Source organism: Pseudomonas arvensis (assembly GCF_056688935.1).
The window spans coordinates 1,335,236-1,353,748 of the sequence record NZ_CP162038.1 but is presented as its reverse complement, the minus strand read 5'-3'; the positions used below and the strand labels follow the sequence as shown (position 1 = coordinate 1,353,748).

The following is an 18,513-nucleotide window of genomic DNA, read 5'->3' as shown; positions in this document are numbered from 1 at the left end:
CCTGCCATCCCAGGCTTTATTGAGGTTGCCATGAAAATTCGAGAACTGGCCCAGCATTGGGAAGAGAACGCCAAGGGTCGCTTGACCAAGACCGAGTACGCCATCCATCTGGATGTCGAGGCCGCCGCTCGGTTGGCGGCCATCGCCGAGATGTACCCGAAGCGCAATACCGAAGAACTGCTCGGCGAGCTGATCGGCGCCGCCCTTGAGGAGCTGGAAGCCAGCTTTCCCTACATCAAGGGGCAGCACGTCATCGCCACTGATGAAGAAGGCGACCCGCTGTATGAAGACGTCGGCCCGACGCCACGTTTTCTCACGCTGTCTCGGCGCCATCTGCATGACTTGTCGGCCAGTGCCGACGAACCCAAGCACTGACACCCCCTTGCTAACCCTTGTACACCGGGCCTCCCAAAGGCCCGGTGTACTTCTGCGTGCAGCAAAAGTTCCAATTTTTTACGCTGACCATTCAGTCAGTTATTTTTTTAGGCAAATCGCCATCTTCTCTGAACTATTCAAAAAAGCCGCCGGTCACAGCCAGTAAGCCATCACTTGGAACAGCCGTTTGAATCGGTGCCCCGCGCTTAACCGCAGAGCCCGCCACAGCTGACCACCTACGATGGATGTTGAAGTTTTTCAGGAGTTATCCAATGGAGTTGAAGACGATGAAGACCAGCACTGCCAAATCCTCGTTTAACCACCTGCGCGGGCTTAAATTGGCCGCGCTGGCAATCGGCACCAGCTTCGTTCTGGCTGGCTGCGCCGGCAACCCTCCGACTGAACAGTACGCCGTTACACAATCTGCGGTGAACAGCGCTGTCAGCGCCGGCGGCACCGAGTACGCGGCCGTAGAAATGAAGTCGGCCCAGGACAAGCTCAAGCAAGCCGAAATCGCGATGCACGACAAAAACTACGACGAAGCCCGTCGCCTGTCTGAACAAGCTGAATGGGACGCTCGCGTTGCAGAGCGTAAAGCTCAGGCCGCCAAGGCTGACCAGGCTGTGAAGGATTCTCAGAAGGCTGTTGACGAGCTGCGTAAGGAAGGCATGCGCCCGGCTGCTATCCAGCAGAAATAAGCCGCCGCCCCTGACTGCATCGCACCTGATATCGAATTGAAAGGACGACACGACTATGCGTAAACAATTGATGATCCCTGCCCTGCTGGCGATGAGCGTTGCCCTGGCAGCTTGCTCCACCCCGCCGAACGCAAACCTGGAAAACGCTCGGACCAATTTCTCGGCCCTGCAGGCCAACCCTAACGCCACCAAAGTAGCGGCCCTGGAAACCAAGGACGCACAAGATTGGCTGGACAAGGCTGACAAAGCCTACCGTGACAAGGAAGACGAGAAGAAGGTCGACCAGCTGGCTTACCTGACCAACCAGCGCGTCGAGGTGGCCAAGGACACCATCGTGCTGCGCGAATCCGAAGCCAAGCTGAAAAATGCCGGCGACGAACGTGCCCGCGCCCTGCTGGACGCCCGTGATGCACAGATCAAGCAACTGCAAGACAGCCTGAACGCCAAGCAGACTGATCGCGGCACCTTGGTGACCTTCGGTGATGTGCTGTTTGCGACCAACAAGGCCGACCTGAAATCCAGCGGCTTGGTCAACATCAACAAGCTGGCGCAGTTCCTCCAGGAAAACCCGGATCGCCAGGTGATCGTCGAGGGTTACACCGACAGCACCGGCGCCGATGCCTACAACCAGAGCCTGTCGGAGCGTCGTGCTGCTTCGGTACAGGTTGCACTGATCAAGATGGGTGTTGATCCACGCCGCATCGTGACCACCGGTTACGGCAAGGAATACCCGGTTGCCGATAACGGCAGCGTGTCGGGCCGTGCCATGAACCGCCGCGTTGAAGTGACCATCTCCAACGACAACCAGCCGGTCAAACCACGTTCGTCGATGGCGAACTGATTAACCGATGCTGAAAAAAAACCCACCTGACGGTGGGTTTTTTGTGCCTGTCAGACCTGGACCTGACGACCGTTATCACTGTCCGGCATCATCGCCTCCATCCCTTGGCGCCCACTCATCATCTTCCTGATCTGATCAGGGTCAGGCTGACCACCCGAACCACCAGATGAACCTGATCCGCCACCGCCCTGAGCGCCACCGGCGCCGCCGGAGAGCATTTCGAGCAGCTTCTTGAGCAGCTCCGGGTCTACTTTATCGTTTTGATGACCAGCGCCTTCAGCAACATCTCGCCCCAGGCTTTCCTGGCCCCTTGCCATTCCCAACATCTTGCCTATAGCACTAATGCCACTCACGTTTACACTCCAGAGTCCATATTCATAAGTTATTTGCCAGTCGTACTGACAGGCTAGTCAGTGGCACCTTACGAAAAACGGTTCCAGATATGTCCGGCTATTTGGAATGACGAACCTGCTACTGCTGCAGTTGCGGCGTTTCCTGCCCCAAGCAGCGCACGGCCTGTTTCTTGTTATTCACCAGCACGCCGCTCAAGCCTTTTTGCTCGGTATCGAACATCACCAGCACGCCATCGACGCACTGCGCCACCTGGGCCGCCGGGGTCAGCGAGATTTTGTAGTCCTCGCCGGGTACGGTCTTGAGCATGGTGAAGTCACTGAGCAGTAACGCATCTTCCGGTTTGGCGAAGTGCAGGTAGCCGTAGTACCACAGGCAGCCGACGGTGCCGATGATGGTGCCGATACCGGTGAGAATCAGCGGGATCATGTTGCGTTCTTCGCTCATTGCGGGCTCTCTGATGAATCAACTTTAGGAATGGGGTAGTTCGCAATTTCGCCCAGGCGGCGCAGGCCGTTGAAGTGCTGCGGGTCGTCCAGGTAGCGCAGCATCACGGTTTGCCAGGTCTTGTCGGCAAAGGTCTGCACATGGCCGCCCCGGGTCAACTGCAACACCCTCGGCGCTGGCGCGGCCTGGTACAGGCGGATGCCATTGGACAGCGGCACGATCGGGTCATCCAGGCTGTGGAACAGTAGTTTCGGCACACGGGTCAGTTGCGGCATGGCGTTGATTGCGCTGTCGGCGTCGGGCACCAGCCAGGACAAAGGCACCTGGAACGGCCATGTTAGCCAAGAGGTGCTGAGGGCGAATTGTCCTACGTCACGATAACTGGCGGGCACGCCATCCAGTACCAGCGCTTTGAGCCTGGCCTGACGCTCAGGATGCGCCGCCAGATAGTGCACCGCCAGCGCACCGCCCAAGCTCTGACCGAGGACAATCAGCGGCTGGCCTTGGGTTTCCGGGGCCGTGTCGATCCAGCGGAACGCCGCATCCACATCCTCATAGATCGCCGGCAACGACGGTTTGCCTTCGGACAAACCATATCCGCGATAGTCCACCAGCAGCACTTGATAGCCCTGCTCCGGCAACCACCAACTGCCGCCGAGGTGCCAGGCCAGATTGCCGCCATTGCCGTGCAGGTGCAGCACCGTGCCTTTGACAGGCACGCCAACCTTGGCCGGCAGCCACCACGCGTGCAGCTTCACGCCATCAGCGGTGGTGAGGGTGACGTCGCGGTACGCCAGACGGGCCTTTTCCGGGGTAAAGGGCAGGCCGGGCTCGGGGTAGAACAGCAGCGAGCTGCAGCCGTTCAAGGTGAGTAGCAGGCACAGAATGCCGAGGATTCTCATCCGATGAAGCCTCGTGAATAAACGTGTTTAAAGGATATTGGAGTAGTCCGCTTCGATCCGATCCAGGCTCAGGTGGTTGAGGAAGTTGGAGAAGCACATCCACGCGGCCAGCGCGTTCATGTCGCGGAACTGCTCCGGCAGGTACTTGGGTGGCACCACCAGTCCTTCATCCACCAGTTGGCGCAGGGTCCGCATGTCTTCCAGGGTGGTCTTGCCGCAGAACAGCAGCGGCACTTGCTCCAGCTTGCCTTTGCGCACGGCCAGCTGGATGTAGTTGTAGACCATGATAAAGCCCTTGAGGTAGGACAAATCCTTGGTAAACGGCAGGCCATTGGGCACCGAGCCACGGAATACACGGCTGGCGTTGCCATAGCTTTCGGCCATTTCAAAGCCTTGCTCGCGGAAGAACTCGAACACCTGCAGGAAGTCGGCGCCCTCTTCCACCATGTGGATGGCGCGGGTGCGGTTGGTCAGTTTGCGCAGGCGACTGGGGTATGAGGCAAACGTGATGATCTCCATCAGAATGGCCAGGCCTTCCTGGGTCACAGTGGACGACGGCGGGCCCTTGGACAGAAAGGTGCAGATCGGCTGGTTCTGGCCGTTGAGGGTGGTGCCGACGTGCACCAGGCCTTCATGCACTTCCAGGGCGCGTACGTCGCGATTGTTGAACATTGCATCGGCGCGGATCTTGATGTAGTCGGCCCCCGCCGCCGCGTCGGCGACGATGCCGTCGGACTCGAACACGCGGATAGTCTCTTCCGCCTCGCCGAACACCTTGTTCAAGCGGGTTTGCAGCAGGGCGACGGCGTCCTTGGCGGTGAGGGTCTTGGCTTCGTCCTTGAGGTCGCCACGGCCATCGATATTGTTCAGGTAGTCAGAGAGCATCAGCCCCAGGTCGGCCAGGGTCGGGTCGCCAGCATGAAACGCATCGGAGGCAGCGCCGTACAATTCCTGGGAAATCAGGCCGAAGTCCTCGGTGCCGCGTGCTTCGAGCATACGCACCACCATGCGGTATTCACGGCACATGCGGCGCATGATCTGCCCCACCGGGCTGAACTGGCCGAGCCGCCGGGTGATATCACGCTCAATGTTCTGGAATTCCAGCTTCACTGCGCTGGAATCGAACGACAGCGGTCGGTTCAGGTAATAGTCGCGGTCCACGGCAGGCATTGCCTTGCCCTTGGCCTTGAGGAATCCCTGGCGAATGTTGTCGTCCCACTTCACGGCGTCGAGGACGCGAATCGGTGTTTGCGCCAGCACAATGCGATCGGACAAGGTGCGTATCGTCTGCTGGTAATCGTCCACCGGGGGCTTCCTTCTTTAAACGTTATTTGCCCGCACGCCGGTAGCGCACGGCTTCAACGAACACATCGGCATTGGCCGGGTTGTCCAGGTAGGCAAACACCTGGTCCATGGGGCTATCCACCAACACGCCGTCGCCTTCGACGGTTTCTACCGTATGACCACGCAACGCCTGTTGGCCGATGGCCTGGTGGATCTGGTCCAGATCCAGGTTGTAGACCACCAATTCGTGCTTTTCGTCGAATTCGAAGCCGGCCAGAATAAAATTCCCACCGAGCTTTGTAGGCAACGGCGCCGACAGGTACCAGCGGTTGCCATGGCGCGACACGCTGAACAGGTACTCGTCGCGCTGCTCCGGCGTGGCCTTAGGGTAGCTCACGGCTTTGTAACGGTGCTCACCGGCCCGCGTGATGTGCAGGTTGAGCGGCTCGCCCCAGGCATTTTTGCTGGACCATTGGCCCAGCAACTCATCCGGCGCCGCTTCACGGGTTGCCAGCGGCTCCTTGAAGGTCACCAGGCAACCACTGAGCAGCAGGAACGACAAGGCGATTACTGCGCTGCGCCAGGTTTTCATCAGACACCCTCCGGTGTCAGACCGAGGCCAACACCAAATGCATGTAACGCTTGAGGATCTCAAGCATCTCTTCACCGGTCAGAGGCTCTGCGCCGCCCAACAGGCCCTGATATTCCATCCGACTGATAATCGCCGTCAACACCTTGGCGTCCTGCTGCGGTTCGCGGGAGCCCAGAACCTGGAAAAACTGCCCGGTGCCCTGCAACAAAATCTGCTGGTGGGAGCGCACCAGTTCGGCCAGGCGCGGGTTCAGCAGCGCCTCCTGGCGGAACGCCTGTTCCGCCATCAGGTATTCGCGGCGGTTGATCAGTTGGCGCTGCACATAATCGGCGGTCAGGCGCGCGATGTCATCGGCCAGCTGTGAGCGCGACTCCGGGCTGCCATCCCCGTAGGCGACCATCTCGCGCAACAGGCCTTCGTTACGCACCCACAGCTTGCCCATGAAGGCGGCGCTGCGTTCGACGTACTGGGCGAAGGTATCGGTGAGCAGGTCATCGATGTCTTTGAAATAGTAGGTGGTGGCCGACAGCGGCACACCCGCCTCCGCCGCCACCGCCCGATGGCGCACGGCACGCACGCCTTCGCGCACCACGATGCGCATGGCCGCATCGAGAATGTCTTGCCTGCGTTGCTCGCTGCCCCGACGACTGGCCTTACGGCCCTGGTACTGGACGCTTTCAGCCACGGCAGCAGCAATGCCGGCGGCGCCTTCTTGTGCGATTACGCGGTTCACGACTCACATCCTTGAATAGATCAAACCCTGGCGCTGTTTGCTTGACGCTTAAAAACGCCACATAAAAAAGCCGCCTTATAAAAGGCGGCTTCGGATTTCGTTACGTTTACACTTCTGGCCGCATATGCGGGAACAGGATCACGTCGCGGATCGACGGCGAGTTGGTCAACAACATCACCAGACGGTCGATGCCGATGCCTTCGCCGGCGGTTGGCGGCATGCCGTATTCCAGGGCGCGCACGAAGTCGGCGTCGTAGTGCATGGCTTCGTCGTCGCCAGCGTCCTTGTCGGCCACCTGGGCCATGAAGCGCTCGGCCTGGTCTTGCGCGTCGTTAAGCTCGGAGTAGGCGTTGGCGATTTCGCGGCCGCCGATGAACAGCTCGAAACGGTCGGTGACGTTCGGGTTGTCGTCGTTGCGACGGGCCAGCGGCGACACTTCGAACGGGTATTGGGTAATGAAGTGTGGCTGTTCCAGCTTGTGCTCGACCAGTTCCTCGAAAATCATCACCTGCAATTTGCCCAGGCCTTCAAAACCCAGCACCTTGGCGCCGGCTTTCTTGGCAATGGCACGGGCCTTGTCGATGTCGTTGAGGTCGTCGGCGGTCAGCTCAGGGTTGTACTTGAGGATCGAGTCGAACACCGACAGGCGCACAAACGGCTCGCCGAAGTGGAAGACCTTGTCGCCGTACGGCACGTCGGTGCTGCCCAGGACCAACTGTGCCAGTTCGCGGAACAGTTCTTCGGTCAGGTCCATGTTGTCTTCGTAGTCGGCGTAAGCCTGGTAGAACTCCAACATGGTGAATTCTGGGTTGTGACGGGTCGAGACGCCTTCGTTACGGAAGTTGCGGTTGATCTCGAACAGCTTTTCAAAACCGCCGACAACCAGCCGCTTGAGGTACAGCTCAGGCGCAATGCGCAGGAACATTTCCAGGTCCAGCGCGTTGTGGTGGGTTTCGAACGGCTTGGCTGCGGCACCACCGGGGATGGTCTGCAGCATCGGCGTTTCCACTTCCAGGAAGTCGCGCTGCATCAGGAAGCTGCGGATGTGCGCGATGACTTGGGAACGTACGCGGAAGGTCTGGCGCACCTCTTCGTTGACGATCAGGTCAACGTAGCGCTGGCGGTAGCGCTGCTCGGTGTCGGTCAGGCCGTGGTGTTTGTCCGGCAGTGGGCGCAGGGACTTGGTCAGCAGGCGCACGCTGGTCATCTCGACGTACAGGTCGCCCTTGCCGGAACGGGCCAGGGTGCCTTCGGCGGCGATGATATCGCCCATGTCCCAGGTTTTCACCGAGGCCAGGGTTTCTTCAGGCAGCGTCTTGCGGTTGACGTAGACCTGGATGCGCCCGGTCATGTCCTGGATCACCATGAACGAGCCACGGTTGAGCATGATGCGACCTGCCACCTTGACCGGGATCGCAGCCTCTGCCAGCTCTTCCTTGGTCTCGTCCGCGTACTGTTTCTGCAAGGCATCGCAGTAATTGTCGCGGCGGAAGTCGTTGGGGAAGGCATTGCCCTTGGCGCGCTCGGCAGCAAGCTTTTCCTTGCGCAGGGCGATCAGGGAGTTTTCTTCCTGTAGCAGGGCTTGCGGGTCGAGTTGTTGGTCGCTCATGTCTTTTGAAATTCCATCACAGGTTCGTTGCCCTCAGCCTACGGCTGAGGATCGCGGGCAAGCCCGCTCCTACAGGTTCTTTAGAGGCCGGACTTCAGGCTGGCTTCCAGGTATTCGTCGATATCGCCGTCGAGCACCTTGTCGCAGTCGCTGCGTTCGATGTTGGTGCGCAGATCCTTGATCCGCGACGCATCGAGCACGTACGAACGGATCTGGTGACCCCAGCCGATATCCGACTTGGTGTCTTCCAGCGCCTGGGAGGCGGCGTTGCGCTTCTGCATTTCCTGCTCGTACAACTTGGCCCGCAGCATTTTCATGGCGGTGTCCTTGTTCGCGTGCTGGGAACGTTCGTTCTGGCAGCTGACCACAGTGTTGGTCGGTACGTGGGTAATACGTACGGCCGAGTCGGTGGTGTTTACGTGCTGGCCACCGGCACCGGATGAACGGTAGGTGTCGATGCGCAGGTCGGCCGGGTTGATCTCGATTTCCACCTTGTCGTCGATCTCTGGCGAGACGAACACCGCCGAGAACGAGGTGTGGCGACGGTTGCCGGAGTCGAACGGGCTCTTGCGCACCAGGCGGTGCACGCCGATTTCGGTACGCAACCAGCCAAAGGCGTATTCACCCTTGATGTGCACGGTCGCGCCCTTGATACCCGCCACTTCACCGGCCGACAGTTCCATGATGGTCGCGTCGAAACCGCGCTTGTCGGCCCAGCGCAGGTACATGCGCAGCAGAATGTTGGCCCAGTCCTGGGCTTCGGTGCCGCCGGAACCGGCCTGGATGTCCAGGTAAGCGTTGTTCGGGTCCATTTCATGGCTGAACATGCGGCGGAATTCGAGTTTGGCGAGGTTTTCCTCTAGACGGGCCAGTTCGGCGACGACATCGCCCACTGCGCCTTCGTCGTTTTCTTCGACGGCCATGTCCAGCAGGTCACGGCAATCGGCCAGACCGGTGTTCAGTTCGTCGAGGGTGTCGACGATCTGCGCCAGCGCGGCGCGCTCGCGGCCCAGTTCCTGGGCGTATTCGGGTTTGTTCCAGACAGCCGGATCTTCAAGCTCGCGATTGACTTCGGTCAGACGCTCATGCTTTTGATCGTAGTCAAAGATACCCCCGAATAGTTTCGGAGCGCTCGGACAGGTCCTTGATGGTGTTCAGGATCGGGTTGATTTCCATGGCGGGCAGCACTCGTTGGCGAACTTTTGAAAGCCGGCGAGTATAACGGCAAACGGGGGGGAGCGGCAGCCCGCTGGGCGAAAAGGGGGGGTTGGATTATGTTGGGGGCATATCCGTTGCTGCGGTAACGGCTGCCTATGGTTCCGCCCTTACGGCGGGTCACTTTTGGAAAGGCACAAAAGTAACCAAAAAGCCACGCCCGGTATGACTCACCCACATGAGTTAAAAATGTGGGAGAGGGCTTGCCCTCGATAGCTGTGGATCAGTCACAGCTGCATCAGCTGACACTCCCTCATCGGGGCATGGGCATCTACACAACTTCCGGAGGATGCTCAATCTATGGCAAATGGGCTTTTGTGGTGAGCGGGCTTGTCCCGCGCTGGGCTGCGCAGCAGCCCCAAAACCTTCACCTCGATTGGTTCTGGCACTCTGCGGTGACCTTATTGGGGCTGCTTCGCAGCCCAGCGCGGGACAAGCCCGCTCACCACAGGATTCTGTGTCAGCCTTTAAGAGTTGTGTAGATACTCATGCTCATCGGGGGCAAGCCCCCTCCCACATTTTATCTCCATATATCAGATAGATCTCAGCCTGCTTTGGATCTGCTTTTGCTCTGGCCCTTACATCCTTGTCGCTGACGAAGTCAGCGCTCTTTTGATCTGCGCTTTTGATCTTGATTTTGATCTTAGGCGCCCCGTCAAACACGCTGGCCGAACGCAGGCTTGAATCCGTGGGTAACCCGGCAGGACGCCGGGTTAGCCGCGCTGGGCCAAGGATGGCCCATCGCGGCGGCCCACGGATTCAAGCCGGAGTGAGGGCACACCGAGCCTAAGCGAGGTGCCGAGTGTTGGGGCAAGAGCCCTTTGGTGGACTTTGGGGCTTTTCCAAAGTGACCCGCCGTAAGGGCGGAACCATACGCAGCCGTTACCGCAGCAACGGATATGTACTCAGCCCCCTCCCACATAGCATTAGCAAAGGCCTGAGCCTACTCAATCCCCACCTGGTTACGCCCATTATGCTTGGCCGTATACAAACCCTTGTCCGCCGCCATGATCAACTGGCGGCAATCCGTACCCTGCACCGGCGTCATGGTCGACAGGCCAATGCTGACGGTCAGGCTGGAGCCTTCAGTCGGCGCAATGTGCGGGATTTTCAGCGCCGCCACGGCCATGCGCAGCTTCTCGGCGACCATGCGAGCACCGCCCGGTGACGTATTGGGCAGCACCAGGGAAAATTCTTCGCCGCCGTAGCGTGCCGGCAGGTCCGAAGGGCGGCTGCTGGCGTCGCGGATGGTAGCGGCGACTTTGCGCAAGGCTTCATCCCCTTCAACGTGGCCGAAGCTGTCGTTGTAGGTCTTGAAGAAATCCACATCGATCATCAGCAACGACAACTGCGTCTGATCACGCATGGCCCGCCGCCATTCCAGTTCCAGGTATTCGTCAAAGTGGCGACGATTGGACAACCCGGTCAACCCATCGGAGTTCATCAACCGCTGCAACACAAGATTAGTGTCCAGCAGTTGTTGCTGGCTGACCCGCAACGCGCGGTAGGCCGCGTCCCGCTGCAACAGCGTCATGTAAGACCGCGAGTGATAGCGGATACGCGCTACCAACTCGATATTATCCGGCAGCTTGACCAAGTAATCATTGGCCCCCGCCGAAAACGCCGCGCTCTTGATCAGCGGGTCTTCCTTGGTCGAAAGCACGATGATCGGGATGTTCGCCGTGGCCGGATGGTTGCGGTAGTCGCGCACCAGGGTCAGGCCATCGAGGCCGGGCATCACCAGATCCTGCAGGATCACCGTCGGTTTGATACGGATAGCCTGGGCAATCGCCTGGTGCGGATCGGCGCAGAAGTGGAAGTCGATGTTTTCTTCATGGGCCAGGCCGCGTCGCACCGCCTCGCCGATCATGGCCTGGTCGTCGACCAGCAATACCATGGCGGCATTTTCGTCGGTCTTGACGTCGTCGATCTGTAAATCATTCATCTGCAGTCACCTGAATTACCACCTGCAAGCCAACATCACGCGAGGTCATATTCATTGTGCAAAGACCTCCAGCAATCGGGGCGCAATTCTGTCCAGTGGGCGAATTTCAACAGCAGCATCAATTGCCGCCGCCGCTTTGGGCATGCCATACACCGCCGAGCTCTGCTGATCCTGGGCGATGGTCAAATAACCTTCTTCACGCAATAACTTGAGGCCCTGGGCCCCGTCGCGCCCCATGCCGGTCAGCAGTACGCCAACGGCATCGCCATTCCAGTGGCTGGCCACGCTTTCAAAGAACACGTTCGATCGAAGGCCGGTAAATCTCGTTCACCGGCTCTGCGGTATAGGCTAGCGTGCCATTCTTCAATAGACGAATGTGATGATTGGTACCGGCCAGCAACACCACGCCGCTTTGTGGCGGTTCCCCTTCGCGGGCCAGGCGCACCGGCAGTCCGGAAGCACTGCTGAGCCACTCGGCCATGCCGGCGGCGAACACCTGGTCCACATGCTGCACCAGCACAATGGCGGCGGGAAAGTCCCGGGGCAAACCCTTGAGCAGGATTTCCAGGGCAGCCGGGCCACCCGCCGACGAGCCGATAGCCACCAGGCTCTGGCGTTTGCCGGTGGTGCGCGCTGATGGGGTTTCGGTGCGCACGCGGCTGCCACGCTGGCCGATCAGCCAGCCGATGTTGAGGATTTTGCGCAACAGCGGCGCCGCCGCATCCTTGGGGTTGCCCACGCCGAGGGCAGGCGTGTCCACCACATCCAGGGCGCCGTGCCCCATGGCTTCGAACACCCGGCTCATGTTGGCCTGGCGGTCGACAGTCACCAGCAGGATCGCGCACGGCGTCTCGGCCATGATCTGCCGCGTGGCTTCCACACCGTCCATCACCGGCATGATCAGGTCCATCAGGATCAGGTCCGGGGTCAATTCGGTACAGCGCTGCACCGCTTCCAGGCCATTGCCGGCCACCCACACCACCTCGTGCGCGGGCTCGAAGCTCAAGGCGCGGCGCAAGGCCTCTACCGCCAGGGGCATGTCATTGACGATCGCAATCCTCATGCCCGCGCGCCTCCAATCAGCTCCACCACGGCGTCCAACAACGCGTCGTCGTGGAAGCTGGCTTTGGCCAGGTAGTAATCGGCACCGGCGTCCAGCCCACGGCGACGGTCCTCTTCACGGTCTTTGTACGACACCACCATCACCGGCAACGATTGCAGGCGAGTATCCCGGCGCAAGAGTGTGACCAATTCAATACCGTCCATGCGAGGCATATCAATGTCAGTGATCAGCAGGTCGAAGTCTTCGGAGCGCAAGGCATTCCAGCCGTCCATGCCATCGACTGCAACGGCCACTTCGTACCCGCGATTAAGCAGCAATTTACGTTGCAACTCACGCACGGTGAGCGAGTCATCCACCACCAGCACGCGCTTGCGCGGCGCCTCGGTGACCTGCTGGCTGCGCCGGGCGATGCGTTCGAGGCGTCCGGTGTTGAGCAGCTTGTCCACCGAACGCAGCATGTCTTCCACATCGACAATCAACACCACCGAGCCATCATCGAGCAAGGCACCGGCGGAAATGTCCTGGACCTTGCCCAGGCGGTCATCCAGCGGCAATACCACCAGGGTCCGCTCGCCGATGAAGCGTTCCACGGCGATACCGTACACCGCATCGCGCTCGCGGATCACCACGACTTTCAGGGTCTCGTCGTTATTCTGCCCCGGCGGGCGCTGCAACAACTGGCTGGCGGCGACCAGGCCGACATGCCGGCCCTCGTGCCAGAAATGCTGGCGGCCTTCCAGTTGCACGATCTCGTCGGGGGCCAGGTCGCACATGCGTTCGATATGCGCCAGGGGGAATGCGTAGGCTTCTTCGCCGACTTCCACCACCAGGCTGCGCACCACCGACAAGGTCAGCGGCACTTCCAGATGGAAACGGCTGCCCTGCCCCGCCGTCTGCTCCAGCACCACCGCGCCGCGCAGTTGGCGGACCATATGCTGCACCGCATCCAGCCCGACCCCGCGCCCGGACACTTCGGTGACCTTGTCACGCAGGCTGAACCCCGGCAGGAACAGAAACGTGAGCAACTCCTCTTCACTGAGGGTCAGCACCGTTTCCAGAGTAGACAGATGCCGGTCGACGATGGTGCCGCGCAGGCGCTCCAGGTCGACGCCGTTGCCGTCGTCGCTCAGTTCCAGCACCAGTAAACCGGCCTGATGGGAAGCACGCAGGCGGATCAAGCCTTCGGCGGGTTTACCGGCCAGCAGGCGCTGGTCAGGCATTTCGATGCCGTGATCGACGGCATTGCGCAATAAATGGGTGAGTGGCGCTTCAAGTTTTTCCAATACGTCGCGGTCGACCTGGGTCTTTTCGCCCTCGATCTCCAGGCGCACTTGCTTGCCCAGGCTGCGGCCGAGGTCACGCACCATGCGCACCTGCCCGGCCAGCACATCGGCAAACGGACGCATGCGACAGGCCAGCGCGGTGTCGTAGAGCACCTGGGCGCGCTGCCCGGCCTGCCAGCCGAACTCATCCAGCTCGGCGGTTTTTTCCGCCAGCAGCGCCTGGGCTTCGCTCAGCAGGCGGCGAGTATCGGCCAGGGCTTCCTGGGCTTCGAGGTTCAGATCCAGGGTCTTGAGCTGGCCGTCCAGGGTATCCAGGGCGCGCACGCTCTGGCTTTGAATGCGTTTGAGGCGCTGCATGCTCGCCAGGTACGGCTTGAGACGCTGGGTTTCCACCAGGGACTTGCTCGACAGGTCCAGCAGGCTGTTAAGCCGCTCGGCGGTCACGCGCAGTACACGCTCGCCGCCTTCGGTCATGCGTTTGCCCTGGCGCGGCGGATCGCTGGCCACTGGCGGCGCGGGTTCGGGTTCCGGCGGGAGCTCTTCAACCACCGGCGCCGGCACAACGGGTGGCGGCGCGACCTTGGCGGTCGGCTGAGAGGGGTCCAGCAGGCGCTCCATCAACGCCACATAAGCTTCGATGTCCGCTGGTCCCACGGTGTTGCCAGGGGTGGCGATGCGCATCAGCAGGTCGGTGCCTTGCAGCAAGGCGTCGATATGTTCAGGTTGCAGGTACAGACGACTTTCCTGGGCGCTGACCAGGCAGTCCTCCATGACATGGGACACGCTGACCCCGGCGTCCACCCCCACGATGCGCGCCGCGCCCTTGAGCGAGTGGGCCGCGCGCATGCAGGCTTCCAGTTGGTCGGCCTGGGTCGGGTTGCGCTCCAAGGCCAGCAGGCCCGCGCTCAGCACCTGGGTCTGTGCATCGGCTTCCAGGCTGAACAGTTCCAGCAGCGAGGCATCGCGCATCTGGTCGGGGGTCATGTGAGGCTCCGGGTCACGGCGGACAACAATTGCGCCTCGTCCAGCCAACGCAGGCTGCGGCCCTTCCACTGCAACACACCCTGGGTGAACCGTGCGCTGGCCTGGGTGCCGGACGCCGATGCAGCCTGCAAGGTGCGTTCGTCGATAGCATGGATGCCGTCCACTTCGTCCACCGGCACCACCACCGGGCCATCCTGCGCGGCGATGATCAACATGCGCGGCATGATCCGCCCACCGCTGGCGCCGTTGCCGGTGTTGTCCAGGCCGAGCAGTTCCACCAATGACAGGCACGCCACCAGCGCCCCCCGCACATTGGCCACGCCGAGCAAGGCGCGGGACCGCTGGTGCGGCAGCGAGTGAATCGGTTGCAACGGCGCCACTTCCACCAGGCAACGGGTAGCGATGCCCAACCATTCTTCGCCGAGACGGAACATCAGCAACGAGCGGGTGACGATCTCTTCGTCGACTTCAGCCGCAGCGGCCGGACGACGGTCGTCCTGCTGCAAGGCGTAGCGATCCAGCAGGCGCGTGGCGGCCGCCGAATACACGGCGCAGTTGCGGCAATGAATATGATCCACCAGCAGCGGGCAGGACTTGTCGCCGTGGATACCGATGCGGTTCCAGCAGTCGTCGATGGCCTGGGTGTCGGCCAGGGTCAGGTCCAGGCCGGCGGTGTCGAGCGCGTCGGGGCTACTCATCGTTTGGACTCACTGTCTGCTCGCTCGCTACGGGCGGCCCGCGCCTGCAAACGGCGCGCCCCCGCACTGTCGCCCTGGGATTCGAGCAACGCGGCCAGGTGCATCAAGGCCTGCGGATGCTGGGGTTCCAGGTATAAGGCTTTTCGATAAAAACCCTGGGCTTCCAGGGCGCTGCCGGCCACATCGCTGAGCAGCCCGAGCCAGTAAAACACCTGGGCGGCTGGCGGGTGGCTGTTCAAATACTGCTCGCAGGCGGCACGGGCCTCGGCACTCTTGCCTTCGTTGGCCAGGGTGGCGATACGACTGAGCAAGGTGCTTGCGTCGGAAGGCGGCGGGGCCTTGATCGGCACCACCTGGGCGCTGACTGTGCTGAACGGTCGCGGCTTGACGGGGATCGGTGCCGCGCTGCGCTGAGGCGCCGGCATGGGCACGAACACCGGTTCAGGCTGGATCGGCTCGGCGTGCCGGCTGAAGGCAAAGGACTGCGGCACCCCAATCGAACGCATGCCGTGGCGCCCCAACAGGCTGCCCTCGGCCGGGCCGATAAACAGGACGCCGTCCACGTGGGTAAGGCCCTTGAGCACATCGAACACTTGTTTTTGGGTGGGCTGGTCGAAATAGATCAAAAGGTTGCGGCAAAACACGAAGTCATAGCTCGCCTCGTTCGCCAGCAGCGTCGGGTCGAGCAGGTTGCCGACTTGCAGACGCACCTGCTCGCGCACGCGGTCGGCGATATGGAACCCGTCGTCGTGTTCAATGAAGTGGCGGTCACGATAGGCGATATCGCTGCCGCGAAACGAGTTTTTGCCATATACGCCGCGCCGCGCACGCTCCACCGACAGCGGGCTGACGTCCAGGCCCAGCACCTTGAACTGGTGCGGCGCCAGGCCAGCATCAAGCAGGGCCATGGCGATCGAATAGGGCTCTTCACCGGTGGAGCACGGCAGGCTGAGGATACGCAGTGCACGCATCTGCTTGATCTCGGCCAGACGGGCAATCGCCAATCGGGCCAGGGTCGCAAAGGATTCGGGGTAACGGAAAAACCAGGTCTCGGGGACGATCACCGCTTCGATCAGCGCTTGCTGCTCGTCGTGGGAGCTTTGCAGGTGCTGCCAGTATTCACCTGGCGTTCGCGCCTGCACGGCCTGGCTGCGCTGGCGCACCGCACGTTCGATGATGGCCTCGCCGACCGACGCAACGTCCAGGCCGATACGTTCCTTGAGGAAGGCAAAGAAGCGCGGGTCGTTGCTCATACGCTCAGCTCGGCAGAAAACAACAGGGCGCGCACGTCGTCGGTGAGCACGTCATTCACGCCAATCCATTGCATCAAGCCCAAGGCATCCTCCCGCACAGGCCCCAGGTAGCGCGCCTGGTGGTTATCCAGGCCATAGGGCTGGAATTCGGCGGGGTCGCAACGCAGGGTATCGGTGGCCTGTTCGAGGATCAGCCCCAGCCGGCGGGATTCGACCCAAGGTTGCGGCTGGTAATTGACCAGCACCAACCGCGTGCTGGTGCGAGCCTGCGCCGGCGTACCGAAGGTCAGCGCGCTCAGGTCGATCACCGGCACCAACGCCCCACGGTGGGCAAAGATGCCAGCCACCCAGGAAGGCGCATGGGCGATGGGCTTGAGCGGCAGGCGCGGCAGCACCTCGGCCACTTCGGTGGCCTTGAGGACATAACGTTCGCTACCGATGTGAAACACCAGGAACAACGCCTTTTTCGCTGCCGGGACGGCGCCGCGTTTAGCCGCGAGGTCGCTCATCAGACTTTGAAACGCGACACGCCGCTGCGCAGACCCACCGCAACCTGGCTCAGTTCATCAATCGCAAAACTGGCCTGGCGCAGGGATTCCACGGTCTGGCTGCTGGCATCCCCCAGTTGCACCAGCGCGTGGTTGATCTGCTCGGCGCCGGTGGCCTGGGCCTGCATGCCTTCGTTGACCATCAACACCCGCGGCGCCAGGGCCTGTACCTGATGGATGATCTGCGAGAGTTGCTCGCCCACTTGCTGCACTTCGAACATGCCGCGGCGCACTTCTTCGGAGAACTTGTCCATGCCCATCACGCCCGCGGACACCGCCGACTGAATCTCGCGCACCATCTGCTCGATGTCGTAGGTGGCCACGGCGGTCTGGTCGGCCAGGCGACGCACCTCGGTTGCGACCACGGCAAACCCGCGCCCGTATTCACCGGCCTTTTCAGCTTCGATGGCGGCGTTCAGGGACAGCAGGTTGGTCTGGTCGGCGACCTTGACGATGGTCACCACCACTTGGTTGATGTTGCCGGCCTTCTCATTGAGGATCGCCAGCTTGGCGTTCACCAGGTCGGCAGCGCCCATCACCGAGTGCATGGTCTCTTCCATGCGCGCCAGGCCTTGCTGGCCGGAACCGGCGGCCACCGAAGCCTGGTCGGCAGCGGTGGAGACTTCGGTCATGGTGCGCACCAGATCCTTGGACGTGGCGGCGATTTCCCGCGATGTGGCGCCGATCTCGGTGGTCGTTGCCGCTGTTTCAGTGGCGGTGGCCTGTTGCTGCTTGGAGGTGGCGGCAATCTCGGTCACCGAGGTGGTGACCTGTACCGAAGAGCGTTGCGCCTGGGAAACCAGGGCAGTGAGTTCGGTCATCATGTCGTTGAAGCCGGTTTCCACCGCACCGAATTCGTCCTTGCGCTCAAGGTTCAGGCGTTTGCTCAGATCGCCCGTGCGCATGGTGTCGAGGATTTCGACGATACGCTGCATCGGCGCCATGATTGCGCGCATCAGCAGCAGGCCACACAGGCCGGCGGCCAGGATGGCGATGATCAGCGACACGCCCATGCTGATCTTGGCCGACAGCACGGCGTCGTCAATGGCCGCGGTGGCACGGTCAGCGACGTTTTTGTTCTCGGTAATAATGTCATTGAGCTTCATGCGACCTTCGGTCCAGATCGGCGTCAGTTGCTCTTCAAGCATTTCACGCGCAGCGGGCAGGTCATTGTTCTGGACGCGGTCCAGCACTCGCTCAAGGACTTTGTTGTAATTGATGTGTGCGGCCTTGAAGTTGTCGAACTCCATGCGGTCAGCCTGGCTGTGCACGGTTTTTTCGTAGCTGGCCATCTGCTGCTCGATGCGCGCTTCGAAGGCCTTGTAGTCGTTCTTATCGGTATTGGTGAAGGTTTTATCCTCGCGCAGACCAATGATATCGATGGTCTGCAGATAACTGTCGACCCACGCACTGCGGATCATGGAACTGAGGTAAACCCCTGGCACCGCATCGTCTCGGACAGCTTCCTGGCTGACTTCAATCTTCAGCAACCGTGAATAGGAGACCACGACCATTAACAGCATGATGGCGATAATGACCGCAAAACTTGCCAGGATGCGTTGGCGCAAGGTCCAGTTCTTCACAGTATTTCCTCGAAGGGCCATTCAAATGGAGGGGAGTATAGCTGAGCAGAAGGCCTCATTAATCAACGGGTTTTGATGTAGCGCTCACAGAATGCAAAAACACCCTGAT

17 protein-coding genes and 1 pseudogene are annotated in these 18,513 nt (G+C 61.0%); 3 read left to right on the top strand and 15 right to left on the bottom strand.

Going from position 1 to position 18,513, the window contains the following annotated elements; all coding sequences use genetic code 11:
* The first annotated feature begins 30 nt into the window (after nucleotides 1-30).
* The 3 genes from AB3G88_RS06160 (at nucleotide 31) to lptF (ending at nucleotide 1,914) form a co-directional block, all read left to right on the top strand.
* The gene (locus AB3G88_RS06160) at nucleotides 31-375 is read left to right on the top strand and encodes a pilin assembly protein (protein WP_099583388.1); all 345 of its coding nucleotides are present in this window, start codon (nucleotides 31-33) and stop codon (nucleotides 373-375) included.
* 272 nt (nucleotides 376-647) lie between these two features.
* Nucleotides 648-1,073: a DUF4398 domain-containing protein gene (locus tag AB3G88_RS06155; protein ID WP_099583389.1), complete on the top strand. Its 426-nt coding sequence runs from the start codon at nucleotides 648-650 to the stop codon at nucleotides 1,071-1,073.
* Between the two features lie 55 nt (nucleotides 1,074-1,128).
* The gene (gene lptF / locus AB3G88_RS06150) at nucleotides 1,129-1,914 is read left to right on the top strand and encodes a lipotoxin F family OmpA-related lipoprotein LptF (RefSeq protein WP_099583390.1); all 786 of its coding nucleotides are present in this window, start codon (nucleotides 1,129-1,131) and stop codon (nucleotides 1,912-1,914) included.
* 50 nt (nucleotides 1,915-1,964) lie between these two features.
* Here lptF and AB3G88_RS06145 read toward each other — a convergent pair whose 3' ends face one another.
* The 15 genes and pseudogenes from AB3G88_RS06145 to AB3G88_RS06075 all read right to left on the bottom strand — a co-directional run bounded on the left by AB3G88_RS06145 (nucleotide 1,965) and on the right by AB3G88_RS06075 (nucleotide 18,404).
* Entirely contained in the window at nucleotides 1,965-2,267 is a 303-nt protein-coding gene (locus AB3G88_RS06145; protein ID WP_250925839.1) for a hypothetical protein, read from the bottom strand.
* 118 nt (nucleotides 2,268-2,385) lie between these two features.
* Nucleotides 2,386-2,712 (bottom strand): PA3694 family proteiin, encoded by a 327-nt coding sequence (locus tag AB3G88_RS06140; protein ID WP_053137353.1) that lies wholly within the window; start codon nucleotides 2,710-2,712, stop codon nucleotides 2,386-2,388.
* Entirely contained in the window at nucleotides 2,709-3,614 is a 906-nt protein-coding gene (locus tag AB3G88_RS06135) for an alpha/beta hydrolase (RefSeq protein ID WP_191958259.1), read from the bottom strand. The genes AB3G88_RS06140 and AB3G88_RS06135 overlap by 4 nt, the downstream gene beginning before the upstream one ends.
* A gap of 27 nt (nucleotides 3,615-3,641) precedes the next feature.
* Nucleotides 3,642-4,919, bottom strand: a complete 1,278-nt coding sequence (locus AB3G88_RS06130) for a flavohemoglobin expression-modulating QEGLA motif protein (protein WP_099583392.1) — start codon at nucleotides 4,917-4,919, stop codon at nucleotides 3,642-3,644.
* 22 nt (nucleotides 4,920-4,941) lie between these two features.
* A complete protein-coding gene (locus tag AB3G88_RS06125; protein WP_099583393.1) occupies nucleotides 4,942-5,490 on the bottom strand; it encodes a hypothetical protein in 549 nt (182 codons plus the stop codon).
* A 16-nt stretch (nucleotides 5,491-5,506) separates the two neighbouring features.
* Nucleotides 5,507-6,223, bottom strand: a complete 717-nt coding sequence (locus AB3G88_RS06120) for a TetR/AcrR family transcriptional regulator (protein WP_099583394.1) — start codon at nucleotides 6,221-6,223, stop codon at nucleotides 5,507-5,509.
* Nucleotides 6,224-6,329: 106 nt separating this feature from the next.
* Nucleotides 6,330-7,832, bottom strand: a complete 1,503-nt coding sequence (gene lysS / locus AB3G88_RS06115) for a lysine--tRNA ligase (RefSeq protein WP_480453482.1) — start codon at nucleotides 7,830-7,832, stop codon at nucleotides 6,330-6,332.
* Between the two features lie 80 nt (nucleotides 7,833-7,912).
* Nucleotides 7,913-9,008 (bottom strand): peptide chain release factor 2 gene (gene prfB / locus AB3G88_RS06110; RefSeq protein ID WP_095943132.1). Its coding sequence is split into 2 segments (ribosomal slippage): nucleotides 7,913-8,935 and nucleotides 8,937-9,008, totalling 1,095 coding nucleotides; the frame shifts between segments, so codons are not numbered across the junction.
* A 982-nt stretch (nucleotides 9,009-9,990) separates the two neighbouring features.
* Nucleotides 9,991-10,992, bottom strand: a complete 1,002-nt coding sequence (locus AB3G88_RS06105) for a diguanylate cyclase (RefSeq protein ID WP_191947267.1) — start codon at nucleotides 10,990-10,992, stop codon at nucleotides 9,991-9,993.
* A gap of 51 nt (nucleotides 10,993-11,043) precedes the next feature.
* Nucleotides 11,044-12,055: pseudogene (cheB, locus tag AB3G88_RS06100) on the bottom strand (chemotaxis-specific protein-glutamate methyltransferase CheB).
* Nucleotides 12,052-14,322 (bottom strand): hybrid sensor histidine kinase/response regulator, encoded by a 2,271-nt coding sequence (locus AB3G88_RS06095; protein WP_158878484.1) that lies wholly within the window; start codon nucleotides 14,320-14,322, stop codon nucleotides 12,052-12,054. Before AB3G88_RS06095 ends, cheB begins: the two are co-directional and overlap by 4 nt.
* Nucleotides 14,319-15,020 carry a chemotaxis protein CheW gene (locus tag AB3G88_RS06090; RefSeq protein ID WP_112193821.1) on the bottom strand — a complete coding sequence of 234 codons (702 nt, stop codon included), beginning with the start codon at nucleotides 15,018-15,020 and terminating at the stop codon, nucleotides 14,319-14,321. The genes AB3G88_RS06095 and AB3G88_RS06090 overlap by 4 nt, the downstream gene beginning before the upstream one ends.
* Nucleotides 15,017-16,273 (bottom strand): CheR family methyltransferase, encoded by a 1,257-nt coding sequence (locus AB3G88_RS06085; RefSeq protein ID WP_099583400.1) that lies wholly within the window; start codon nucleotides 16,271-16,273, stop codon nucleotides 15,017-15,019. The genes AB3G88_RS06090 and AB3G88_RS06085 overlap by 4 nt, the downstream gene beginning before the upstream one ends.
* Complete coding sequence (locus AB3G88_RS06080; protein ID WP_099583401.1) at nucleotides 16,270-16,782, bottom strand: chemotaxis protein CheW; 513 nt, start codon at nucleotides 16,780-16,782, stop codon at nucleotides 16,270-16,272. The genes AB3G88_RS06085 and AB3G88_RS06080 overlap by 4 nt, the downstream gene beginning before the upstream one ends.
* The gene (locus tag AB3G88_RS06075; protein ID WP_099583402.1) at nucleotides 16,782-18,404 is read right to left on the bottom strand and encodes a methyl-accepting chemotaxis protein; all 1,623 of its coding nucleotides are present in this window, start codon (nucleotides 18,402-18,404) and stop codon (nucleotides 16,782-16,784) included. The genes AB3G88_RS06080 and AB3G88_RS06075 overlap by 1 nt, the downstream gene beginning before the upstream one ends.
* Nucleotides 18,405-18,513 lie beyond the last annotated feature (109 nt).

Excerpts from the sequence above, each read along its gene's own strand:
- AB3G88_RS06105 (WP_191947267.1), bottom strand. The coding sequence starts at position 10,992 with ATGAATGATTTACAGATCGACGACGTCAAGACCGACGAAAATGCCGCC.
- AB3G88_RS06135 (WP_191958259.1), bottom strand. The coding sequence starts at position 3,614 with ATGAGAATCCTCGGCATTCTGTGCCTGCTACTCACCTTGAACGGCTGC.
- AB3G88_RS06140 (WP_053137353.1), bottom strand. The coding sequence starts at position 2,712 with ATGAGCGAAGAACGCAACATGATCCCGCTGATTCTCACCGGTATCGGC.
- AB3G88_RS06125 (WP_099583393.1), bottom strand. The coding sequence starts at position 5,490 with ATGAAAACCTGGCGCAGCGCAGTAATCGCCTTGTCGTTCCTGCTGCTC.
- AB3G88_RS06090 (WP_112193821.1), bottom strand. The coding sequence starts at position 15,020 with ATGAGTAGCCCCGACGCGCTCGACACCGCCGGCCTGGACCTGACCCTG.
- AB3G88_RS06095 (WP_158878484.1), bottom strand. The coding sequence starts at position 14,322 with ATGACCCCCGACCAGATGCGCGATGCCTCGCTGCTGGAACTGTTCAGC.
- AB3G88_RS06155 (WP_099583389.1), top strand. The coding sequence starts at position 648 with ATGGAGTTGAAGACGATGAAGACCAGCACTGCCAAATCCTCGTTTAAC.
- AB3G88_RS06160 (WP_099583388.1), top strand. The coding sequence starts at position 31 with ATGAAAATTCGAGAACTGGCCCAGCATTGGGAAGAGAACGCCAAGGGT.
- AB3G88_RS06080 (WP_099583401.1), bottom strand. The coding sequence starts at position 16,782 with ATGAGCGACCTCGCGGCTAAACGCGGCGCCGTCCCGGCAGCGAAAAAG.
- AB3G88_RS06085 (WP_099583400.1), bottom strand. The coding sequence starts at position 16,273 with ATGAGCAACGACCCGCGCTTCTTTGCCTTCCTCAAGGAACGTATCGGC.
- lptF (WP_099583390.1), top strand. The coding sequence starts at position 1,129 with ATGCGTAAACAATTGATGATCCCTGCCCTGCTGGCGATGAGCGTTGCC.
- lysS (WP_480453482.1), bottom strand. The coding sequence starts at position 7,832 with ATGAGCGACCAACAACTCGACCCGCAAGCCCTGCTACAGGAAGAAAAC.